The 24,958-nt window shown below is 37.3% G+C and carries 18 protein-coding genes; 5 read left to right on the top strand and 13 right to left on the bottom strand.

The annotated features are described in order from the left end of the window. Nucleotides 1-4: 4 nt before the first annotated feature. Nucleotides 5-1,381, top strand: a complete 1,377-nt coding sequence (locus IRJ18_RS10675; RefSeq protein WP_194106165.1) for an undecaprenyl-phosphate glucose phosphotransferase — start codon at nt 5-7, stop codon at nt 1,379-1,381. Nucleotides 1,382-1,442: 61 nt separating this feature from the next. Here the strand turns inward: IRJ18_RS10675 and IRJ18_RS10670 are convergent, their stop codons facing one another. Then, nucleotides 1,443-1,790: a helix-turn-helix domain-containing protein gene (locus IRJ18_RS10670; protein WP_194106164.1), complete on the bottom strand. Its 348-nt coding sequence runs from the start codon at nt 1,788-1,790 to the stop codon at nt 1,443-1,445. Between the two features lie 351 nt (nt 1,791-2,141). Between IRJ18_RS10670 and IRJ18_RS10665 the strand changes: the two genes are divergently transcribed. Both IRJ18_RS10665 and IRJ18_RS10660 read left to right on the top strand, forming a co-directional pair. Then, the gene (locus IRJ18_RS10665) at nt 2,142-3,911 is read left to right on the top strand and encodes an MBG domain-containing protein (protein ID WP_194106163.1); all 1,770 of its coding nucleotides are present in this window, start codon (nt 2,142-2,144) and stop codon (nt 3,909-3,911) included. Between the two features lie 562 nt (nt 3,912-4,473). Then, nucleotides 4,474-5,577, top strand: a complete 1,104-nt coding sequence (locus tag IRJ18_RS10660) for a right-handed parallel beta-helix repeat-containing protein (protein WP_194106162.1) — start codon at nt 4,474-4,476, stop codon at nt 5,575-5,577. 73 nt (nt 5,578-5,650) lie between these two features. Here the strand turns inward: IRJ18_RS10660 and IRJ18_RS10655 are convergent, their stop codons facing one another. The 10 genes from IRJ18_RS10655 to gmd form a co-directional block, all read right to left on the bottom strand. After that, a complete protein-coding gene (locus IRJ18_RS10655) occupies nt 5,651-6,871 on the bottom strand; it encodes a glycosyltransferase family 4 protein (RefSeq protein WP_194106161.1) in 1,221 nt (406 codons plus the stop codon). Between the two features lie 49 nt (nt 6,872-6,920). Further along, nucleotides 6,921-7,805, bottom strand: a complete 885-nt coding sequence (locus IRJ18_RS10650; RefSeq protein WP_194106160.1) for a glycosyltransferase family 2 protein — start codon at nt 7,803-7,805, stop codon at nt 6,921-6,923. Nucleotides 7,806-7,865: 60 nt separating this feature from the next. After that, nucleotides 7,866-9,176, bottom strand: coding sequence for a glycosyltransferase family 4 protein (locus tag IRJ18_RS10645; protein WP_194106159.1), 1,311 nt, complete (start codon nt 9,174-9,176; stop codon nt 7,866-7,868). A gap of 52 nt (nt 9,177-9,228) precedes the next feature. After that, complete coding sequence (locus tag IRJ18_RS10640) at nt 9,229-10,482, bottom strand: hypothetical protein (RefSeq protein WP_194106158.1); 1,254 nt, start codon at nt 10,480-10,482, stop codon at nt 9,229-9,231. A gap of 6 nt (nt 10,483-10,488) precedes the next feature. Continuing rightward, the gene (locus IRJ18_RS10635) at nt 10,489-11,997 is read right to left on the bottom strand and encodes a lipopolysaccharide biosynthesis protein (RefSeq protein ID WP_194106157.1); all 1,509 of its coding nucleotides are present in this window, start codon (nt 11,995-11,997) and stop codon (nt 10,489-10,491) included. Continuing rightward, entirely contained in the window at nt 11,963-14,308 is a 2,346-nt protein-coding gene (locus IRJ18_RS10630; RefSeq protein ID WP_194106156.1) for a GumC family protein, read from the bottom strand. Before IRJ18_RS10630 ends, IRJ18_RS10635 begins: the two co-directional genes overlap by 35 nt. Nucleotides 14,309-14,335: 27 nt before the next feature. After that, nucleotides 14,336-15,154 (bottom strand): polysaccharide biosynthesis/export family protein, encoded by an 819-nt coding sequence (locus IRJ18_RS10625; protein ID WP_194106155.1) that lies wholly within the window; start codon nt 15,152-15,154, stop codon nt 14,336-14,338. A 98-nt stretch (nt 15,155-15,252) separates the two neighbouring features. Continuing rightward, entirely contained in the window at nt 15,253-15,690 is a 438-nt protein-coding gene (locus tag IRJ18_RS10620) for a GNAT family N-acetyltransferase (RefSeq protein WP_194106154.1), read from the bottom strand. Between the two features lie 19 nt (nt 15,691-15,709). Further along, nucleotides 15,710-18,382 (bottom strand): non-ribosomal peptide synthetase, encoded by a 2,673-nt coding sequence (locus tag IRJ18_RS10615; RefSeq protein WP_194106153.1) that lies wholly within the window; start codon nt 18,380-18,382, stop codon nt 15,710-15,712. Between the two features lie 109 nt (nt 18,383-18,491). Beyond that, nucleotides 18,492-19,607, bottom strand: coding sequence for a GDP-mannose 4,6-dehydratase (gene gmd / locus IRJ18_RS10610; RefSeq protein ID WP_194106152.1), 1,116 nt, complete (start codon nt 19,605-19,607; stop codon nt 18,492-18,494). A 313-nt stretch (nt 19,608-19,920) separates the two neighbouring features. On the opposite strand from gmd, the gene IRJ18_RS10605 reads away from it, so the two are divergent. Then, a complete protein-coding gene (locus IRJ18_RS10605; protein WP_317174070.1) occupies nt 19,921-21,027 on the top strand; it encodes a right-handed parallel beta-helix repeat-containing protein in 1,107 nt (368 codons plus the stop codon). Between the two features lie 41 nt (nt 21,028-21,068). On the opposite strand, the gene IRJ18_RS10600 is transcribed toward IRJ18_RS10605, so the two are convergent. After that, nucleotides 21,069-22,220 carry an acyltransferase family protein gene (locus IRJ18_RS10600; RefSeq protein WP_194106150.1) on the bottom strand — a complete coding sequence of 384 codons (1,152 nt, stop codon included), beginning with the start codon at nt 22,218-22,220 and terminating at the stop codon, nt 21,069-21,071. A gap of 357 nt (nt 22,221-22,577) precedes the next feature. On the opposite strand from IRJ18_RS10600, the gene IRJ18_RS10595 reads away from it, so the two are divergent. After that, nucleotides 22,578-23,507: a glycoside hydrolase family 16 protein gene (locus IRJ18_RS10595; protein WP_194106149.1), complete on the top strand. Its 930-nt coding sequence runs from the start codon at nt 22,578-22,580 to the stop codon at nt 23,505-23,507. A gap of 318 nt (nt 23,508-23,825) precedes the next feature. Here the strand turns inward: IRJ18_RS10595 and IRJ18_RS10590 are convergent, their stop codons facing one another. After that, nucleotides 23,826-24,923 carry a WD40/YVTN/BNR-like repeat-containing protein gene (locus IRJ18_RS10590; RefSeq protein WP_194106148.1) on the bottom strand — a complete coding sequence of 366 codons (1,098 nt, stop codon included), beginning with the start codon at nt 24,921-24,923 and terminating at the stop codon, nt 23,826-23,828. Nucleotides 24,924-24,958: the final 35 nt, after the last annotated feature.

Below are 24,958 nucleotides of genomic sequence, written 5' to 3'. Positions count from 1 at the left end.
CGATATGAAACCGAAACACAACTCTGCTAAACTTTCCTTTTTATTCCCCGATCTGCTTGTTTTTAATATTATTCATTTTCTATTAATAACAAACATTGGTAATATAGTAAATAGCCAGGCGCATTTTTATACATTGTTAATTGTATTTAACAATATGGCATGGCTTATATGCTCTCACGTTGCCGGGATATATAAATATGATAGGATTTACAGGGTATACGACTTGCTTAAGCAAACAACAATTACTTACATCTTTTTTGGACTTATTACATGGCTGTTTTTTGACTTGAATTTTTTAGCAGATACAGTAAACTTTATCCTATATGACGTAGTATGGTTTGGAGTATTCCTAATCGCAAGCAGGATAGGCATGGTTGGCATAGTTAAGTTTATAGACAGGACAGGCGTTTTCCGTAAAAGGGTTGTTATTATAGGCGATGTCAAGCAAGCTATTGCCTTAGTTGAACAGTTGGAGAAAAAACAAATTTTTTATGAGATAAAAGGCTTTTTTAACGATACGCCAAACATCGCTAATAATTATGCATACCTGGGTGCTATAAGCGATTGCCTTAGCTATGCCAAAAACAACAATATTGCAGAAATATACTCAGTTATATCGCCTGATTATATGCCTGAACTTTATGAACTGGCAGACGAAGCACAGAACAATTTTATCAAATTCAAATTTGTTCCGCAGTTCCGTAACAACGATAAATATAAATACAGTTTTGAATTTGATGATAGCCTGCCTATAGTTTCGCTCAAACCAGAGCCACTGGCTGAAATTTCAGGCCAGGTTCAGAAAAGGATATTCGATGTTATATTCAGTTCGCTTGTAATTGTGTTTATCCTGTCATGGCTTATACCAATAATAGCGATATTGATAAAAATGGAATCTGAGGGGCCAATATTCTTTAAGCAATTCCGTACCGGGAAAAATAATCGTCCGTTTTTATGCTTGAAATTTAGAAGTTTGAAAGTTAACGATGCAGCGGATACTATGCAGGTTACACAAAACGATGCAAGGTATACACGCATAGGTAAATTTTTAAGGCGTACCAATCTCGATGAATTACCTCAGTTTTTTAATGTTCTTGCCGGCGATATGTCGGTAGTAGGGTCAAGGCCGCATATGTTAAAACATACCGAGGATTACTCTCGCTTACATGGTAGCTACATGCTGCGTCATTCTATAAAACCAGGTCTTACAGGTTGGGCCCAGGTAAATGGTTACCGCGGCGAAATTAAGGTTGATGAACAACTGATAAAAAGAGTTGAACATGACCTTTGGTATATCGAGAACTGGAATTTCTGGTTGGATATGCAAATAGTACTTCAAACGCTTTCAACCACATTTAAAGGCGATAAAAATGCTTATTAGTTATAGTAAGGAAGATAAAAACAATTAATTGAGTGATGTTGCACAACGCACACGGGAATAATTAACCGCTAATTACATCCTGTGTGTGTTTGTGTAATTGTTCGTAAAGGGTAATTATATATTCCTGCAAATGGCTTATTTTTAAAGTTTGGGCAGCGATAGTATTTTTAGCTTCCTGCAGCTCATCCAATAAGGTTTGGCTTGGTTCAGTTTGGTCGGAAATTAAATCAACCACAGATACATTAAATACCTCGGCAATTTGCCTTAGCCTTGAAATATTTAAGTCCGTAATATCCGACTCTATTTTAGAAAAAGCCGGTACTGAAATGCTTAATAATTCAGCAATATCACTTTGAGACCAACCCCTTTGTTGGCGAAGTGCTTTTATCTTTTTACCAATTTCAAACATTGTTGACCTGCATTCATCCAGAGAATGCACCTGTTAATATTATTAATTACAATTAAAGTTATAAAAATTATTGCATCAAATTTAGAATAATTTCAAATATAAATATTAAAAAAAAATTATAAGTAACCTAAAGTTTATTAAATTAATTAAGGTTAAAAATTAAACGTAATTGGTGCTTTTGACACATTTATATTTTGCATTATTTGTATTGATAAGATAAAGAAGTTTTCCTTTGGTAAGGTTTAATATCGTTATTGTAGCTATTTCTATAACTGCAGGTTTATATCACAACTAATTAAATAAACTTTTTTATGCTATGTATGTTGTTTCTTATGCTCTGTAAGCATGCATATGACAAAACGTTTATTTTATCTCATTATTATACTAATTGGTTTCGTTATATCTTTTAATAAAAGTGAAGCTTGCGTTGTTAAAGGGATTATATATAAAGATGCCAATTTTAAAAGTAGTTATGCTACGCCTGTTATTAATGAAAGTGGTACTCCTGGTTATTTAAGTACCACTTACGGCACTGCATCAACGGCAGCAAATTTTACCGTATCCGGAACAAATATGACAGCAGGAATACTTGTTACTCCACCTATGGGGTATGAGGTAAGTGTAAACAATTCAACATTCTACTCCACGTTAACTATTGGTTCGGCCGGTAATATTCCCAACACCATTATTTATATTCGTTTGATGGCTACTGCCTCATCGGGGAACTATGGGGGGAATATTGTATTATCAAGTTCAGGTGCTGCAAATGTAAACGTTGCTACAACAAATTCAACAATTAACAAAGCTCCGTTAACGGTTACCGCAAACAATGCTAATAAAATGTATGGCACAACCTTAACCGGTGGGGCAGGTTCGCAAGCATTTACAGTAACGGGTTTGCAAAATGGTGAAACAATTGGTAGTGTAACAATAGCCTACGGTACCGGCGCGCAAGCAACAGATCCGGTTGGTACTTACACTTCATGTGTAGCCATAGGAAGTGCCACCGGAGGTACTTTTTCGGCTAATAATTATAATATTACTTATGTAGGAGCTAACATTATTGTGAACCCGGCGCCGCTGGTTGTTATAGCAGATGATGTATCAAAAGTTTACGGTACTACAATTACTGGTGGGCCTGGTTCTAAAGCCTTTACAACCGCCGGGTTACAGAACGGTGAAACAGTAGGTACTGTAACTATTGGTTACGGCACCGGGGCGGCCGCAGCGGATGTAGCAGGAGCATATATTGATTGTGTTACCATAGCTGCAGCAACGGGAGGTAGTTTTACAAGCCATAACTATATTATTACCTATGTACCCGGAAAGCTTACCGTAGTCCCGGCGGCACTAAGTATTTATGCTGACGATGTGACTAAGGTTTATGGCACTGTATTGCAAGGCGGGCCAGGATATACGGCTTTTACTTCCAGCGGCTTACAAAATGGTGAAACTATAGGTAGTGTATTAGTTGGTTATGGGACGGCAGGGGCGGCAGACGCGCACGTAGGTAATTGCCGTAGCTGTGTTACTGTGGCTAATGCTACAGGCGGTACGTTTAACCCTTTTAACTACAAAATTACTTATGAACCAGGTAATATATTAGTAACACCTGCACCGCTTACCATTATAGCCGATGATAAAATTAAGCAATACGGCGAACCTAATCCGGTATTAACGGCCAGCTACAGCGGACTGGTAAACGGTGATAGCCCGGCGCAATTAACTATTAAACCTATTATAACTACCCCCGCTACCGATATCTCTCCTCCTGGTAGTTATCCAATAACAGCCACCGGTGCTCTCAGTCCTGATTATACGATTACTTATGTGCCGGGGACATTGCTGATTGTAGAAGCCTATGCTATACCCAATGCTTTTACCCCTAATGGTGATGGTATAAACGATACCTGGCATATACAATTTTTAGATTCATATCATCACTGTACGGTTAGCGTGTATAATCGGTTCGGGCAAAGTGTTTTTTATGCGAATGATTATGGCACGCCCTGGGATGGCACCTTCCAGGGAGGCGCTCTTCCCGCGGGCGTATATTACTATGTAATCGATCTGAAAAATATTAACAAGCATTTAGCAGGTTATATCACTATTATCAGATAGACCTTGGATCTCTCTTTAGTCATTTTTTCTATTTAGAATTAAAACTGTCAACCAGCACTTTTCAGGTTATATCACTATCATTCGATAGACTTGGGCTTTCTTCAAATAATTTATTTTTTTTAAATCTGCACCAGTAACGCCGCAATGTCCTTTGCCGCACGTTCCTCACTACGCGTAATCTTTTACCCTTTATTTGTATAAAAGAAAAAAATTAACCTTTGCGATAATTGAAAATCCATATTGGCATAGGTGTACAGAAATAAGCGCTTCTCTATATAAAAACCGTGCCAATTCTGCGTGTGCCAAAATACTGGAAAAAACTTTTTTTTTAATTTTTTAATTTTTTAGTTAATATTTAGAAATTATTTCTATTTTCGTCACCAGAACGGTTTAAAAACCTATAAATAATTAAAATAACCTGAAGGAAATACACTTAAAAGATTTATTTTTTTCAGAAATTTATTTAACTATACAATAAAATGGTTTTTTCATCGTCTTTAAAAATGTACAAAGTTTCCTAATTAATGTACAATAATTAAACTATTAAATTAAATCTGTTAAAATGAAGTTAAAAAACTTTCTCGGAGCGGAAAAATTGGGCATGGTATGCTCGTTATTTTTCATTGTTACTTTCGCATTGTTAATCTCATCATGCAAAAAAGACTCAGTTACACCTGAAACGCAAACAACCGCAGAAGAGAACGCAATTAGCAAATCCCCTAAAAATACTCCACCAGCCACCACCACAACAACAACTACTACTGAATCAGCTACAACAACTACTACTCCGGTTACCTATAAAGAATCCAGTCCTATCACTTATACAGGTGTTAGTAATATAACTATTAGCGGTGTTTCAATTACTGCCGGTGCTGTACCAGCTATAACTTTAAACAATTGTACTAACGTGCATATAACACTATCACGTTTTGTTAATGGTACAACCGTAGATGCAGTTGGTGTATACTTATACAAATGCAGCAACATAACTATAGATTACTGCTATTTTAACCAGGTTGCGAGTGGCGTTTACGCATCAACAAGCACGGGCGTTTATGTAGCCAACAACCAAATGTTAAACATGATGGGCCCTATGCCGCGCGGACAGTTTGTTCAGTTAAATGCCTGTTACGGTGCGGGTAATAAAATTATGAATAACAAGTGCGAGAACATTATGGGACAAAGTGTTCCTGAAGATGCCATCAATCTTTTCCAAAGTAATGGTACTGCCGATAGCCCTATTACAGTAGCATACAACTGGATTCGCGGTGGTGGCCCAAGCAAAAGTGGCGGCGGTATTGCTTTAGGCGATGGCGGTGGTAGCTACCAAACTGCTTCTGATAACATTTTGGTTAACCCGGGCCAATATGGAATTGCCATTGCAGCAGGTGCAGTAATGTCAATTTTAAATAATAAAATATATGCAGCCCAGGCGTCTTTCACAAATGTTGGTACTTTTGCATGGAATCAATATGCTTCAACCAGCGGATGTTCAATTGTAAGCATTAGCGGCAACGAAGTAAACTTCACAGCAGCAGGAGGGTACCAAAACTCAAATTGGGATGGTGGTAATTGCGGCACAATAAATGGCTGGCAAAATAATACCTGGGCATCCAGCAATTTAACCGCGGCTATATTGCCTGCAACTATCATAACTATGAAATAAATATTTGGTCTTGATATATTGATCTTTAAAACAAACAGCAGCTAAATTTAGCGGCTGTTTGTTTTTTAAGCGATTACCTAAATAAACGTTTGTCATTCCAATCTTCTTTTTTATCCCAACCGGCAGTATTATATCTGCCATACCATAGGTTAATTATTAGCCTCGCAAGCAAACCAGGCCGATTGTATGGCTGTAGGGCAAGTTTATTTAATGTACTAATTAGTTGTTGCCCCATATTTTCGAAGTCCATTGTGCCGATTATTTTTAACGAATTATCCGACATTTCTTTTTTGGCAGACTCCGACAACCCGATAAAACTGAGGATTTTTTGTTGCATCTCTACAACGTTTGACGGATGGAAGCTATATCCATTGACGCCTTCTTTTAATAATGTATTAGCGGCATTAACTTTATTGCTTAATAATACCGGCAAGCCTGCCGCCATGGCTTCGTTCACTACCAAACCCCAGCTTTCGGCGAAGCTTGGTAAAACCAGCGCATCGGATTTATGTAAATATTCAAGCACTTTTTCGTTTTCTATGGCGCCTACAAAGTCTACTGTTTTATGTTGAAGTGATTCCTTGATATCTTTCAAGTCTTGAGCCAGCGGGCCATCGCCAATAATAATTAACCTGTAATTGCTATTAATTTCTTCTACAGCGCGCCAGGCTTTTAATAAGTTTTCGATGTTTTTTATAGGGACCAGCCGGGCTACACAAACAATGGTTTGTTTATTAAATACCCTTTCGCCTTTAAATTTAAATTGATCATTGTCAATACAATCGTATCCGTAAAAGAAATGGATCTTATTTTTGTTCAGTATCCCCGCATACCCTTCTTCATAGTTTTTTGATGGCAGCCACAAGGCATCGATCTGGCGGGTGATTAAATTCTTTATAGTTTGCACTAAGAAGTTTCTTTTTACATCCGAAACCTTCGCATCGTCAAACATTATAAACTTTTTCTTATTAGCTTTTGCCCACTGTAAGGATAGAGCCCCGGCATAAAAAACAATCGATCCGGCAATTACTATGTCCGGCTGCAGTTCATTTAGTTTTGAAAATATTCGGTCTTTAATTTGATATTTGGTAAGCTGGTCATTGCTCTTGTCCGGGAAAAGGCAATCCCACCACGCTTCTTTTTTACTATATAGATCGAAATCATAAGGCGATCCCTTACCAAAAAGCTCAACGGCATACAGATCAATCCCCTTAGCATCTAGAAATTTTCTTAAATATATCAGCCTGCGCTTCCAATACACACGCAGATCGTTATGAACAATTAAAATTTTCATTTACTGATAATTAAGATAATTTCATTTGAAGTATATACTGAGGTGTCAGTTAATTGTTTAAATATTGTTCTTTATATAAAAGATCATCCTTTTTGTATTTGTCGTACAAAACAGGGAACAAAGTTTTAACCCAAAGCTTTACAAAAATTATTGGTAGCGATAATGGAAAATGCACCCATGTATACCGTAAATACTGCTTATAACCTAAGCCTTTTGGGCTATATAAGTACTCTACGCGCTTTTTTAAAGGTGTACCATGGGGTAACCAAGTCATCATATGGTCGTTATCGCAATGGCCATAGTAGCCGGGGGCTACCCATGCTTTAACACCATTTTTTACACCGGTTAGTGTATAATCATAATCGGCTATCCCGTGTGTGTATCGTTCGGATAAGATGCCGATTTTTTTTACAGTGGCTTTATCAACCAGCATAATATTGGCGTTGCCAATTTCGCAGGCTTGCAGTTTGGTTTCGTCTGGTCGCAGAAATAAAGCTTTTCCGGTTATTTTATTGGTAAGTTTTAAGCCACCATAAGTTATGTATTTATATGAACTGTCCAATACTGTTCCCATTATAATGTTCCCTTCATGATCTGACTGTGTATGTGCGGCTAACAACTCTTTAATAGCATTCTCTTTTAGTACAACATCGTCGTTAAGTAATAAATAAAAATCATATTCTTTTTTTACCATTACCCGTTTCCATAATGTACGCATGCCACCAGCCCAGAACAGCGACCCCGAACCTCTCTCAACAATAACTGATGGAAAGTGGGATTGAACATAGTCGGCCGTACCGTCAGGCGAGTTATCATCTAACAGGTATACATCCAATGTATAGCCCTCAGGCATTTCCTGTTTAACAATACTTTCTAAAAACCTGCTCGTTGTTTTGATTCTGTTGTATGAGCAGCTTAAGGCGGCGATTTTCATAGGTTTTAGTATCTTATATTCTCAGTACAGCAATTAGTAATAAAAGTTCATTTATAATCGTTAATTGTTAGCCATTATAGTTTCATCAGTTTCTTGCAGCTTAGCATCTGTAGAGGTAAAAAATAAAGGCTTGCTTTGTCCATTTAAAATAGTAGCATAAATTGATAAGAGGTCACTGGTTATTTTTTCCTGATCGTGTCTAAGTAAGGCGCGCTCTCGTGCCTGTTTACCATACGCAATGGCCTTTTTATAATTATCTTTCAATTCCATAATTGCACCAGCCATAGCATACGGGTCACCATCCTGTATTAAAATACCTTCTTTGTTGTCATCCATCAGGCTGCCGGTGCCACCTGCATTGGTAGCAATACAGGGCACCCCTAAAATCAAAGCTTCGCATAAGCTATTTGGACTGTTTTCAATATGCGAGGTAGCTATATACATGTGCGATTCCAATAAACCTTCAATCAAGGATGCTTCATTGATCATGCTTAAAAACTTAACATTGGGTGATACGGGCTGTTTATTGCCTTTTGATGCTATCCTGACAACTTCATCATTTCGCCCGATGCCGGCTAACTGCCATTCATAATCAATATTAATTTCGTCAAGCAAGCGCGCGCAGTCCAATAATGTTTCTAATCCTTTGTATACATTTCCCCATATGGTAGTAAATAATTGAAGTTTAGCAGCAGGTTTAAAAACCCATTTGTTAGTATAAAAGCCGCTTCGCAAAATCTCATCGTTGTGGTAATACCTTGCAGAAGGGGCTAACACCTTTGTTACCCTTCTGTCCCAGGCTGTGCGGCCGATAAAGTGTTTAGAATGCTTATATATTTCCTGTTCCCTGGCGGCAATTTTAGCAAACTGCTTATACACATGTATAAATGTCCTTGAAAAAATAAAACTCTTTAAATCCGAGTGTTTCAGTACATCAAACCAGGATATTTTAGAAAAGAATTTATACCGATAAACCGTGATGGTGCCCTGTATGGAAACTACTGTAGGGATATTAGTATACTTTTGTACAAGGCCAAACGGACTTTCTGTACCATGGATATGGATAAGGTCCGGCTTGGCTTCCTTAACTACATTTAAGAATAATTGATTATCATATTGGCTTTCAATACTATTAAACAAACGTCTTTTCATTTTAGTTAGATTGCCATGTTTATACTTTTTGATCGGATAATAGGTTGTAGCGCCAAGTTTAAAAGGCGGTATTTCTTTATTATGATAAAAAGCTATAGAAAGATCTATCTTATCCTGTATGTTTTTTTCCAGGGATTTTATCCAGCCGATGCCTTCGTAGTTATTGTTTAAATAGGCATCGCTTAAGCCGGCAGACAAAGAGAACCATAATACTTTCATAATAATTATCTTAAGTTAAGGTGTGGTTATATTACCCACCATATATATCCATCTAATCAACTAAAGCCAATTGTGTACTTGTTAACCTATCATTGCTAAACGCGTTTTCACTCTCTGTAACATTTGGTATGGTATAGTGATATAAAAACAAAAAGCAAAGTATAATTGAGGTTACAAAAATGCATTCCCCGAAACCGCAAATAAGAATAACAGTTAGCCCATAGATGCTAAGTTCTATACTGTGTGTGTGTTGTTTAAAAAACAGGTAGCATTTGCGCATTATATAAATTAGCCCTATGCCGCCAAACTGTGCCATTAATACAAAGATGCCGTTAGAAAGATTTATGTGCTTAAGGATCGGGACAACCCGGTTATAGATGTTAGAAACCCCCCAAATTAAATTATAACCAAATAATTGAATAAGGTATAAACTGCTGGCAAACCTATTTAAAGGCATACTTTCGCCGTGTTGAACGTACCAATCGCTAAGGGTTTGAATGTTTTTCATATCATCCATATCCTTATGGTAAATCATTACTATTTTATCCAGCAGAAAAGGTACCATTGCCGCTAAAACACAAAGTATGGGGCCTACAAAAAACAACACGGTTATAAGTTTAGCGCCTCTGCCTCTATAATATAACAATATAATGAAAGCGAACGCTACGTAAGTGGTTGTGGAAAGTGTGGTAAGTATAGCAAGCATTATCCATTTGGCGCGTTTATCAAAATTGAAATTGTTGGTTACTAGTTGTAATAAAAGGCTCAAATTCAAAAAGAACCCAAATGCACCGGGCTCCCACGAGAAACCCGCATTGCGGATATGATGCTGCTTTACATATGTAAAAACCAGAAAATTGACATACCCGTTAAAATGCGTATGTGGTAGGCTTAATGCTTTTCCAAAAGCATACAGTTCGTCACCGGCCACCAGTTGTAAACAATATAATGGTAGAGAAAGGATTGCGAGCTGAAAGATCACTTTTATTAAATAGGGTACTGCCTTATCTTTTAATACCGCGCAAAAAAGGAAACTTGTGAAGATGTATTTAAACAAAAACACAATGTCGTTAATATAAAAACTGGCGGGTAAATGAATGAAAAAAAACGACCGTAGCGTACAAAAGGCGATATATATTAACGAGAACTTTCCAAATAATTCAAAATCACTTTTATTAAACCTTTCTTTTTTAAACCCTACCCACAAAATGATCAAATCAATAGCAACCCAACAAGCGTTGGTAAGGTCAAAAAACGATGCTTTGGCCGAAAGAATAACAAAAAGTAAAGTTATGAAATAATACATGCTTACTTATTTTGTGTCAAAAACCAATTCGGGTTCTACGACAATTTTCTCCTTAGGCGTTTTATTTATTTTCTTTAAAGCCGAGTTTATTTCTTTTTTCCATATCAAAACTTGTATAACCGTCCATAGGATACTGGCATATACCAACGAATTAAGCCCCCAGTGAAAGTACCGGATGAACACCAATACCACCGGCACATGTAATAAAGCGGTGATCAATGAAACGATAGCCTGCATTTTAACCTTCCCGGTACCGTTTAATACTATTGAATAAAGTGTAGTGTACAAATTGACGCAGAAATAAATGGCCATTACACAACTTAATATAAATGGTACATGTACTTTATTACCGACCCATATTTTAAACACCGGTACAACTAATACTAACTGCAATAGTGTGATCGCTAAAAAAATACTGGCTATTTTAACCAAGCTTCTTATACTGGCTTTTATCCACGCAAAATCGAATAAGGCGAAAGCGTTAGTAAAGGCGCTCCAGTAAGAAGTAAGTATGATGTTAAGTATTATCCCTGTGGTTGAAAAATACTTGTATAAAAGATTATATAAGGTGACATCCGAACCGCCAAACTCATGGGTGATAATCAATTCTGATGTTGAGTAAAGAAAAACCCAGGCTATTTGCACTATAAAAAATGCCAAACTAAGGCCAAACAACGACTTACTTTTTGCCAGGTTTACTTGTTTCAGCGATGGCCGGATATGTTTATAATCAGTTCTGAATAATATAACTGTAGCAGCAATTAACACAACTACAGGTAATACGGTTTGTGCTATAGCAAGCGCGAACATGGAGCCGTGTAAATACTTACTGAAAAAAATTATAGGCACTAACGGAATAAAATTACACAGTAGCTGAATAAGGTTGGATTTATAAATTTTTTGGTCGCCTTGAAGAATGGAAGCTATGGGCTTTAAAAAAAATTGCATTAACAGCCCTATAAATACTGCGGCAATGGTTAGTAACAACTCCCTTTCGTCAAGTTTGGTATTGAATATGGAATTCCAATGGGCGTATTTTAAAAAAACACCAAACAAAAGTAGGATAGGGACCACTATCATAAATAAGATTGCATAGGTGGATGACACCGCAATTTTTGCTTCTTTATAATTTTTGACGGCCAGATATTCAGCCACCTTATTCCTTAACCCGTTAGCTAATCCAATATCCAGTATACTTATCCAACTTACGGTTGACGAAATTGCAAGCCAAATACCGTATTTATTAGTATCAAGTAGCTTGAGAGAAAAAGAAATAGTAAGAAATGATACAATTATGCTTAATGCCCTTAAAACGAACGAGACAATTATATTAAAGTTAACCGCCGTTGTTCGTTCCTTGCCCCCAGATAACGAATTAATATATCCCTTTAATAATTTTATCACCTTTTGTAATTTAATATCGTTATGCTTTGTACTAACACCCGCGCGCCCTATTTGTTGAACAGAAATCGCCATAAAATCAATAAACCTGACTGTTTTTATAGTAGTTTTCATAGCGTAATCCTTCGCTGTCACGTCCCCCGGCTAAACCGTTAAATATGATATTCATTTTAGGGAGCAACTCCTCAGTATGCAGCTTTTGAATAAATGGCAGTAATGATCTGGAAGTTTGATCGTAACGTACCACGTACAGGGTATTATCGCAATACCTGGCCAGTGAAAGGGCATCACTTATTGAATGCACAGGCGGAGTATCAAACAATACATAGTCATATTCCGCTTTTAATTCTTCTACAAGCATTTGAAATTGTTCTTGGTCTAATAGCTCAGAAAAATCATCAATAAAGTCGCCACTTGAAATAATTGAAAGATTAGGATACTGATCGCATTTTTGTATTATTTTTTGTAAACTAACTTTTCCTTTAAGATAGTTTGTTAAACCTGGCGATGTGGTTAAACCAAATGTTTTACTAATATTCGGCTTATAGATATCAACCTCTAACAGAACGGTTTTTTTGGACGCATTGGCCAAAGAAATAGCCAGGTTACTACTAATAAAGCTTTTTCCTTCATTTGCAACACTTGAAGTTATTAAGGTTGCAGTGCCTGATGCACTTTCAGGCTGAAGTAAGGTTAACCGCGAGCGTAAATGCCTAAACTGTTCTATTAATATAAAGCTGTCTTTATTGGTTTTTTCGTTGAAAACAATTGGCGAGGTTAAATTCACATAACTGAATTCTGATAGCACAGGTATACCGGTGTGGCGTTCAATTTCTTTACGGTTGTTAACCGCGTTTTTTACCACATCTTTTCCATATATGAATCCCACGGGGAAGATTAGGGCAAATAAAAAGGCGGCGCCAAATGGGATATATTTTTTTGATGCTTTTAAAGGAAGTATATGTGCAGCATCTACCAAACGTACATTTGATGTAGATGAGGCATACGTTAATGCTATTTGTTCGCGCTGCTGTAATAAATATTTATATAATGTTTCTTTATTTGATTGCTGGCGACCCATACCGGCCAGTTGATGCTCTTGCACCGGAACATTTTTTATGGATGACTGAACAGTTGATTTAAAGCCCTGTAATGAATTTTGTGTGGTAAGTAAAGAGGATTTAATGCTTTTTATATTGTCTTTAATTGCAGTTTTAAGCGCGGAAATCTGGCTGTTCAATGGATCAAATGCCGGGTTTTTTTCAGGCAGTGTAGCAAGTAGTCTGTTTTTTTCCAGTTGTACATCTGATAGTTTTTGTACCAATTCAACCAGGTGTTGATCTGTAATTCCCAAGGTTGATGGGACACTGCTATTATTGTTTGATGATTGGTTTAAATATTCATCCAACTTGTTGATAATGCTTAACTGAATACCGATATCATTTAGTTTTTCACCGTTGGCTTGTATCTGTTGCAAATACATTTGCGATTGGGCGTTTACATCAGTCAACTCATTTTGACTACGGTACCCCTCAATTTTATTCTCCGCATGATTTAGTTGACCAGAAAGCGAATCCAGCCTGTCATCAATAAATTGGAGCGTACTTTTAGCGATCTTATTTTTTTCGGCAACTTCATTCTGTTTATAAAAATAAATGAGATAGTTAATGAAGTCCTGACCTCGTTTTATGTTTTTATCAGTAATGGAAATATTAATTACAGTAGCTGGTTTTTGTTCCGCTTCCACTTTTAATGCACTTTGATAGTTTAATACAGTCAAATCGGGATCATTTACCTTAATTTCAATAACGCTGCCAATATATTTTTTAAGATTGTTGTTTGCTGTAATTGTCCATGAGCCTATCTTATCGGTTATCATTTCACCAAAGTGATGTTTGCCCGAATTGCTATCATCATCTATAAGGGCGTAAGTATTTGCATCAACAAGCTGAAATTGGAGTTTTCGCGGTAGGATAGGGGTGGTATGGTTTAGCAAATTCATTTTAATTGGGCTATTACCATATAAATCCGGATCTTTTATCATGCCGCCTTTTAACTTATAATCAGCCCACAACTGAAAATAATCCACTACCTGCTTTATAATCTGGTTCGATCTTAATATCTCCATTTCGTTTTCTACTACGCGCGGGGCGTTAACCTGGTCCAGTTGCTGGAAATCGACCAATGAGGTTTTTTCCGCGGGAGATTTATCGCTTATATCCTGAATTTCAAGGGTCGCCACAATATCGTATGAGGGCTGCACATATTTTTTATAAATTATTACGCCTATTAAAGCAATAATGAACGAGACGAGGAATAATTGCCAATAGTCCGCATATTTTACTAATAATGCCCTTAAATTAATAGCATCTTCGCTACCCGTGGTTTGATAAGATTTATTATTAACAGTTGATCGACTAATCATGATATAAATGCATTATGAATTAAGAACCTAACGATAATATATAAACATAGCCGAGAGCACTACAGCAGCAATTGACAAGGCTGAAAGGGTTATTGTAGTACGTTTATAACTGCGACTAACCGTATCATATTTAGTTTTATCCGGATCCACATATATCACATCATTGTTATGTAAGTAATAATATGGTGAATCAAACAGGTCTTTTTTAGTTAAATCAATCGTATAATACATCCGCTTGCCATCCTCTTCGCGCACCAGCAAAATATTTTTTCTGTTTGCGGTAATATTTAAATCGCCGGCCAGGCTTATCACTTCATTAATATTTATCCGTTCATTCTGAATATTGTATACATTGGGCCTCAATACATCGCCAAAAACAGAGACCTTGAAATTCAGAACGCGGATATTAACTATCGGATTTTTAAGGTATGGCAATAAATTACTGGTTAGTTTTTTTGCTACCTCATCAGTTGTCATCCCGGCTACTTTCATATCACCTACCAGTGGCAATTGCACGTTGCCATTAACATCTACTTTAAAACCATAAACAGGATTAATGGCATCCGGGCTTGCACCGTTAACACGGTTGGTGCTGGTATTAAAAACCGAAGCTGCTTCCTGGTTAACACTGTTTACATTTATGCCTAAAATGTCGCCACTTTGTATTTTAAAAGGCGCATAATTATTTATTTTTTCTTCAAAATAACCCGAATGATCGGCGTTTTGGAAATAGGATACATTTTGATATCCGCTATCTTTAAATACACCTTTATCTCTAAAAAAACTACATGATGATAGGATCAGAGAAAACGCCAGTAATGTTGTTTGAATAATAGTATTTTTCATCGCATTTTAGTTAGTGTAGTTATGACGGTAAGGATAACCAGTTAGACAATAAATAGTTTTATTGTCAACGTGTTATGTGTGATTTTAATTAAGCTGTTTCATAAAACTTGTTTAAACATAAAAACATACTGTTCTGTGGCCGTATATCCAATTTTGTTATAAAATCCATAGGCAGGCATATAGCGGTTGGTCATTAACACGATCGATCCAATTTGATTTTCCGATGCATATTGGTCGCAATAGGCAAGTAACTTTTTCCCATAGCCCTTTCCCTGCTTTTCGCCCGAGATAAAAAACTCATCAATCATTAATTGATCGTTGGTCCACCAGGTTTTAATATGGCCAAAAGTTGCTCCTGTAATCTGCCCTTCGTCATATAAAACAAATCCAACAAATTGACCGCAGGTTAAATACTCCGAAAGATATTTTTTTGCCCTGTCATACGTCCAGCTATAGTTCCAGGGTGGGCCATTATATGCTTTTAAAAATGCCTGTATGCATTCTTCAAGGTTTCCTGTTGTAATGGGTGCTATCATTTTCTAAAAACATTAACATTTAAACCAGTGTCTTAATTCCCGCTGTGGTATCTGCCATTTCAGTAGTTTGTATTGTTTCCTCCTTTTCATCTAAACTGGCACTTAGTATGGCTGCGAATGCTTCAACGTTTGGTGGCGTAATCATAGTTAAATGATCGCCGGGTACGTCATATCGCACAACTCCGCCAAGTGCATATTTTTTCCAGCCTAAAAATTCAGTATCATAAACATAATGAACGCATATTTGTGCTTTATACAGATAAACTTTACCATCAAACGGTTCCATTTTATAATTCCTGAAAGCATATAAGTGCTTATCTTTTATTTTTTTAATAAGCTGATAGAAATTTTTGGTTTCTTTCTTTAAAAAATATTTAGAAAGAAAACCTGGTTCGGGGTTTTTATACTTTTTTCTGAAATTTGTTATTGGATGGAGTATAGATGATTTTAAAAAGGATAATAAGATAGGTACGTTCCTTTTAACTTTTTTTGGCAAAATATAATACCAATCCTTGTATTCCGACTTTTCGGCGTCGGTATCGAACATAATTAGTTTTTCTACTTTCTTGCCCATCGCAGCCATTTGCTTACGTATTTCTAATGCTACGTAACCTCCAAAAGAATACCCTGCTAACAGATATGGCCCGGTAGGGTTGTGGCGTATAATTTCGCTGAGATAAAATTTTGCAATATCCGGTAAGTTATCCAGCGGTTCATCAATTCCATTTAAGCCCACTGCCTGTAAACCAAATATTGGCCGGTCTTTATCCATTACAGCCGCCAGGCTACTAAAATTCAGCACATTTAGCCCTTCGCCATGAATAATATATAATGGGGTTTTATTTCCGGTGGATTTAATGGGTACCAGGCATGTATAAGTTGTTTCTTTTTTATCGTTATCAATAAAGTTTGCCAGTAACTGGATATTGGGATATTTAAAAAGGACCGCCAGTTGGAAACTACGCCCCAGTTTTTTTTCCAATTTTGATAAAATTTGTACCGCCATTAGCGAGTGTCCGCCAAGGGCAAAAAAGTTATCATCTATACTTATTTCGTTTAGCCCCATGCATTCCTTCCATATACTTGTCAGTATTTTCTCGGTGGGTGTAATAGGCTGTAATAAACGTTTTCTCTGCAATAATGTGTCCGTAAACTCAGGCAAGGCATTTCTGTCTATTTTACCATTTGAATTAAGTGGCATTTTATCCATCTCAACCCATACGGCAGGTATCATATAATCCGGGAGTTTGGTTTTTAAATAAGCAGTTACAGTTTCTTTTTCAAACGTTGCTTTAGGCACTACATACCCAATTAACCTTTTATTACCATCAGGGCCTTTTTTTGCTAATACAACGCAGCTTCTAACTAACTCGCTTTTGTTTAAAACACTTTCTATTTCGCCCAGTTCAACCCTGAAGCCGTTAATTTTTACCTGGCTGTCCTTTCTGCCCAAAAACTCCATGTTAAAGTCAGGCATCATCCTGCCGGTATCTCCTGTGCGGTACATCATACCCCCCAATTGACTATTAAACGGATCGGGAATAAAGGCTGCATTGGTTTTTTCTGCATCATTAGCATAACCGCGCGCCACGCCTACACCACCTATATACAAATCACCTGGTTCACCTGTTGGTACAGGTTTTAGCTGCTCGTCCAGTATGTAAAAAAAGTTATTATAAATAGGCTTACCGTAAGGGATGCTGCGCCACTCAGGGTACACCTGCTCAACAATATAAAAGTTTGACCAAATGGTCCCTTCGGTAGCGCCACCTAAGCTTACAAACTGCGCTTGCGGGAAAAATTTTTTGGTCCGGGTTGGCAAATCTATCGGTATCCAGTCCCCACTTAAAAAGATGGTTTTTAAGCCCTCGTGTTTATAGTCAGGGCGCTCTTGTTCTAAATTTGCTACCAGATAGTCTAAAGTGGTAGGGACCGAATCCCAAAAAGTAACCTGATAATCAATCATCAGGTTCTGCAACATCCGCACATCCTGTATCTCTTTATTTTCGGCAATTACTATGGTGCCGCCAGCTGCCAGCATTCCAAAAATATCATAAACCGATAAATCAAAACACATGGAAGTAATAAACAATAGCCGGTCATGGGGCCCTACGTTAAATTTAGTATTTACCCATAATATCAGGTTCACTACACTGTGATGCTCAATCATTACCCCCTTAGGCCTACCGGTTGATCCGGAAGTATAAATTGTATAAGCTAACTGGGTTGAAGCAACGTTTACCGGTGGGTTACTTTCGTTCAACTCTCCGGGGTCTAAAAAATTAATTTTAAGAAAGCATTCCGTGCTTATTGTACTTTTTAATGGGTAATCGTTATTCGCGATGACCAGTTTTAGCTTTGATTGATTAAAGATGTATAGTTGCCTGTCTACCGGGTATTCGGGGTCTATAGGTACATAGGCTGCACCGGCTTTCATAATAGCCATCATGCCAATTATCATGTCAAAATCGCGGGTAACCAGCAATCCAACATTATCCTGAGGCATCACACCCTTAGTCACCAATAAATTAGCTAAACGATTGGCTAATTTGTTTAAGTCGGTATATGTTATTTTATTAAGACCTTTTTCAATAGCAATAGCCGACGGGTTTTTTGCTACCTGTTCTTCAAAAAGTCCAAATATGGTTTTTTCTTTAGGATACGGAACAATGGTATTATTAAAATCATTCATAGTGTAGTTAGTAACAATAAGAGATAGCCTATGTATCTTTTTTGGAGCGTTTTATCTCCGGCGGAAGATTTTAACCGTCGCTTCGCTTTATGATAAATGCATTTTCTGGTTACTCGTATTGATTCTTTATCTCGTAGCCAGACTCTTTTAATATCCTTTCTTTCATAAACAGCTCAACGTCGGCATTTACCATTTCTTCAACCAGGCTTTTTAAATCATATTTCGGCGTCCAGTTCAATTTTTGCTGACATTTGGTAGGGTCGCCAATTAAAAGGTCAACCTCGGTGGGCCTAAAATATTCTGCATCAACAGATACAACAGGCTTGCCAATCTCCAGTAAGTAATCGGGATTGCTGCAACTTGTTACATATCCAACTTCATCTACCCCGGTACCTTTAAATTCAAGGCTGATACCGAGCACACCGAAAGCTAATTTTATAAAATCCCGTACTGTGGTTGTAACGCCGGTAGCAATTACAAAGTCTTCGGGTTTTTCTTGTTGCAGTATCAGCCACATAGCCTCTACATAATCTTTTGCGTGTCCCCAATCGCGTCTGGCGTCAAGGTTTCCAAGGTATAGGCGGTTTTGCAAGCCTAAAGCTATTTTAGCAGCGGCACGGGTAATTTTACGGGTAACAAAGGTCTCTCCACGCAGTGGGCTTTCATGGTTAAAAAGGATACCGTTGCAGGCAAACATGCCATAAGCTTCGCGGTAATTCACTGTAATCCAGTAAGCATACATTTTAGCCACAGCATAAGGTGAACGCGGATAAAAAGGGGTAGTTTCAGATTGCGGCACAGCTTGTACCAAGCCATACAATTCTGAAGTTGAAGCCTGGTATACTTTGGTCTTTTTCGCAAGGCCTAATATGCGCACTGCTTCCAATATACGCAGTGTACCAATCCCATCGGCATTTGCGGTATATTCCGGTGTGTCGAAACTTACCTTAACATGCGACATGGCTCCTAAATTATATATCTCATCCGGTTGTGTTTGCTGGATGATCCTGATCAGGTTGGTAGAGTCGGACAGGTCACCAAAATGCAGAACAAAGTTTCGGTCCACTTCATGCGGATCTTGGTATAAATGATCAATGCGGTCGGTGTTGAATAAAGAACTTCTTCTTTTAACGCCGTGTACTATATAGCCCTTTTTTAATAAAAATTCTGCTAAATAGGAACCGTCCTGACCGGTTATACCTGTAATTAAGGCAACTTTTTTCATGGGTAAAGCTTGTTGAAAGTAAATGTTGTTATGGTTAATTAATAATGCTATTATGTTTTACTACAGATTAATTTAATAATTAAGTAATTGTTTTAAAAATTCATTCTTTTTTTTAAAGTTGTAGTTAATAAATAGGTTGGGTTTAAAATACATCACGTCTTTAAAAATTAATATGATATGGATTATTGTTTAACAAGTGCTTACCCAAATACAATAAGGCGATTGCGCATATGTATTAAAGAACCATGTTTAGTTCTACAACAACTCAATTCGGTTTTTGTTAATAATATAACACCGGTTTTAAGTACAAATAATGGGAATTGTTAATTATAGGTTATATAATAGCATGAATAAGGAAAATTACACTCAAGAGTATGGGGTTGATTATATAGTTATGAAACCGGATATGATTAATCTGTCAACCATATTACTATCCATCGTCGCCATTCTCATTTTATCAATTACACTTCTCAATGCGAAAAATATCAATGAGCCTGAGGGCAGAAAGGGCGTAATTACCACAATATATAAGAGGAACGCAATTGACAATTACCACGCTTCAAATGCGATTTCCTTATCTGATGTGCATAATAAAACTATCAGGGGTTTGCTAATAACAGGGGGCAATGTCCCTCCCATAACTCTAAAAAACTGTAGTAACATTCGCATAACCGGTAATAAGCTATTGAATTCAAAGGCTGTAGGAATCTATCTTTATCGGTGTAAGAACATAATTATTGATCATAACTATATCACCAAAGTAAGCACCGGGGTTTATGTTCAGCAAACTAATGGTGGCGGTATAGCTATAGAAAATAACCAATTTTTAAATATGCTTGGCCCTTTACCCCGGGGGCAATTTGTTCAATTTAATAATGTGAATGGTCCCGGGTGTATAATAGCCAATAATGCGTGCGAGAACATAATAGGGGAAAGCTATGCCGAAGACGCCATAAGTTTATACAGCAGTAATGGTACAGCTGCAAGTCCCATTACTGTTAAAAATAACCGTATAAGAGGGGGGGGGCCAAGCAAAACCGGTGGGGGTATTGCCCTTGGCGATGCGGGCGGCAGTCATCAATTAGTGGAAAATAATTTGCTGGTTAACCCGGGGCAGTATGGTATTGGTGTGGCCGGCGGTACCGATATGCAGATTTTAAATAATAAAATATATGCTAAGCGGGCAACTTTTACCAATGTTGGTATATCTGTATGGAACCAATATACCAGCATTAGCGCGTGTGCTATGATTGTAGTGCATGGGAACGAAGTTAACTGGACCAACGCTAAAGGTGAATTAAACCCTGCCTGGAATAGCGGCAATTGCGACCCTGTAATAGGCTGGAACGATAACAACTGGAATGCAAAAATTGATTTTACAATTTTACCCAGGGTGTTAATAAGTGATGCAATACGCTAACCGGAATACTAACATCCTTCAATATAAGTCGTTCCTGTCAATTAATTAGTTGCAGGTGTATTTAAAAGCGGTGCATAAGTTACATCGGGTGTGCTTGTTGCAACAATCGCCTTTGCTTTAGGCCGTTTGAAAGTAAAAAGCCACCACATTTTAAGCTGCATACACAAATTATAAATAATAATGGGGATAGCTATGCCGCTTGTCCATATAGCCATAACCAAAAAGGGTACATTGCTTATTTTTAAAATGTTAACCAATATTACACGCGCCATGGTCATTATAATAATTTGCATGCAATAAATGTATAGCGAGTGAAAACCTATTACCCGTAAAAATTTAAGCGCATTGTACTTTTGAAGCAAAAAAGAAAAGTTGACCGAAATAGTACAGCCTACCAAGGCCTCTAATAAAAAGAATAAAGGCATTTTGTGTTCAACATAGTTTATCCCATCGGGGCCACCGTGCATATTGTATGATGCAAACCGGTATTGTAACATTAAAAATATGGCCAGCAATGGAAAGAATATTTTAAATGATGCAAAACGCCTGGCATATTCGGGGTTTAGTACCGTATTGGAGATCAGATCTCCGATAGAGAAAAATAAATAATATTCAAAAATATCGGTTAACGAACCAGCATTTAAATCATTAATGTGGATATAAGCCGAAATAGCGTAAAGCACTAAACCTAATAGAAACTGTTTTATGAGGCTTATATTAAGTTTTGTCCTTATTGTAGCATATATCACGCTAATAAAAAACAAAGCGTTTAAATACCAAAAATGCCCTGTTTTTCGCGCATCGATAAGCAAATTAAGGTAACTAAAAGCAGTGGTGCCATTATGCGTGAAACGGGATGTAAGTAACGAAAAACTAATCTCGATAAAGCCCCAGATAAGTAAAGGGTAAAATATGGTATCTGCACGATAGATGGAGTACCCCTTGAGCCCTTTCTTTTTTAAACCGCCTGAAATGAATATACCTGATACGATAAAGAACAATGGCATCCTGAAGCCATATAAAAAAATACTGAGATACGTAATGGCGGGATAGGAATTTAATGCTAATCCATGGTTTTGTAAAATAGCTAAACAATGCCCAAAGCCGACTAGTATGATACTAATTCCCTTGTCACTATCGATCCATACCCAGCGTTTTTCCCTTAAAATAGATTTCGCGTTAAAAAGTTCCATAATTGGCTGATGTGTTGAATTAAAACAAACCTATACAGAAAAAAGTTTGCGTATAAATTTATAATTAGCTGTAGTGTAGCATAGTGTGGTGGGTGTGACTACAAAAACACACAAAAAAATTCTTAATAGGCAATAAAATTTACATAAACAACTATTTTGATTCATTGAAAAATAAATTTCTAATTAAATGATTCAAACATAGTAGCTTATGGCTCACGTTTTGATGGATAAATAATCTTAAATAATAATATTAAAAACTATTGGTTAAAAACATTTCCAAACAGCAAGTGTTGTTCCCGTTGTCGAATTGATATTATCTGAATGTAATTTATTAGTTAAACTTTAATCTATACTACTATGAAAACATCATCTATTCTTGCCATTTTTATTTCCGGGTGCTTGCTGGTATCGTTCAACAGCTGCAAAAAAACAAAGGATGTTATTGACGTACCATCAGATCAAACACCAACAGGGGGTGCCCAATCCGGCGGCACAGCGGTTACACCAACAAACCCCGTAACTGCTACTACCACCTGCGATTACAATTTTAGCGATACTACACTTACCAACCATGGCTGGACAAAGGCATTCGACGATCATTTCAGCGGCGATCTGTCTAACTGGTATGCGCTTACCGGCGGTGTGACAAACGAAGTAATGTGCAACGAGCCTGCTAACGCAAAAATTGTAAACGGCGAATTGCAGATATCGGCAAAAAAAGAAACCGTAACAGGCCCTGTAACGGTAGGTAGTACTGCGCAGCAAACCTTTAACTATACATCAGCTTCAATAACCAGTAATCAAGTGTTTTCTGCAAGCACGGCTACGCCAAAACTAATGATAGTTGCGAGGGTTAAAATGGCTTCGGGTTATGGGCTTACATCAGTGTTCAATAGTTTCGGTACAAACTGGCCAACAAATGGACAAATTAATTTCTTCCAGGTTGGGGGAAATGATACCAGGGAGTATTCTACCAATTATTTTTATGGCACCCAGCCCTCACAAAATACAGTAGTTGGCGGTATGCAATACAATCCCGTTAACTCAGATCTTTCGAGCTGCTATCATGTTTTTATGACCGAATGGAGCCAGGCCTCGCTTAAATACTACATTGATGGCAGATTGGTTGAAACAAAAACCGGTGATGTGCCCCAACTTTTTAACAAACAGCAATCTCTTGGTTTAAGCTTGCCTGTAGGCGGGATGTTTTATAATAATTTTGTACCGGCAAACATCCAGGTAGGCACCATGTATGTCAGCTATATTAAGGTATTTACTTCTAAATAAACGCACAATTATTCAAGATTCGAAATACAGCACGGGCCTTAAGGTAATTATCTAACAAAAAAGCACCATCTATAAATTATTGGTGCTTTTTTGTTGGATAATTAAGATTGATGGGTTTTCCATTATAACGATATGCACATCTAAAGCTGAAGTGTTACGTCTTTGGTTCAGACCTGATATTTCTTTTGAGAGGTCTGTTTTGTCCTTTACTTGAAGTGCGAAAACCGACATCAACAACAAAGCATACACAGGAGCATTTTATCAGTAGTATTTTTTAAGAACTTCAAAAAGTCCAAAGTTTTTGTGGGTTTGGAATTTTCAACAGCCTTTATTTGGCATAGCATAAATTACATTGCCTGAAACAGATAAAATAAAACCCTTATTTTCCATAGGAGGAAATAACAGTTTTTCCCATGTCTTGCCCATGTCAGATGACCGGAATATACCATCTGAGCGACTACATATTAAATATTTACTCACTTGTTTAATTGATGAAACAAATGATGGGGATTGAAGCCCGATTTTTATAAACAATGAACTATTCCAGGAAGGCTGAAGTCCTTCATCTATTACATTCCAGGTTTTTCCATAATCCTTTGAAATTTGTACGGTGTTGGTTTTGGTGATGGTGTTGTAGGCTATAGCAGCAAATCCTCCATCAATACGTTCCACAGCGATACCAGCATCCCCTTCACTAATCACACGTTCCCAGTTTTCACCATCATCAATCGATCTTAATATTCCCCGTGAACTGAGAGCCAGGAGTACACCGTTTGACTCTGCCATTTTCATTATCCAGCCCCCAACATGCACATATTTCCATGTCTTTCCACTGTTAGTGGATCTGTAAATGGCGTTGTTTGAACCAATTAAAACTGTGCCTTCGGCGGTTTCAAAAAGACTGGATACTTGTTTCTCTTTATAGTGCGTGTACATCCAATCTATCGTTCCGTTTAAACGTATGGCTTGCTCTTGAAAATTTGTGTACGTGGGCGACCAATTATTCTTACCGTTCATTTTTTGTAAAAATTGTCCCCGGAAATCATAGGCAAAGATTCCATTCTTGCCAGGGGCAATATTACGCTGTTTACCAGGGAAAATCTCTTTTGTCCAAAAAGAGGCTGTGGAATTTGGTTCGCTGTGATAAAGCCCATTGTCGGCACGCACATAAAGCCCATGGTCATTTGTGAAAAAAACATCACTCCCTATGCCTGTCCTCTGCAAATTTTTAGGCAGTCCTGCACTAATGTTCTGCCATGTTTGCCCACCATCGGTAGATCTGTAAACGATGTTCAAAAGCCCTGATTTAGTCCCTTCTGTTGTTTTCTTCCCCGCTACTTTTTCTTTTAGTACAAAAGAATTTAGTAGAAATAATACCAGGAGGATAGCCGGAACAAATACAAATAATTTTTTCATGATTTATTAAATTGATTCAGCAAATCTACTTTGAT

Source organism: Mucilaginibacter boryungensis (assembly GCF_015221995.1).
Taxonomy (GTDB): Bacteria; Bacteroidota; Bacteroidia; order Sphingobacteriales; family Sphingobacteriaceae; genus Mucilaginibacter; species Mucilaginibacter boryungensis.
Note: the sequence above shows the minus strand (reverse complement) of the source record. Positions and strands in the feature narration are given on the sequence as shown.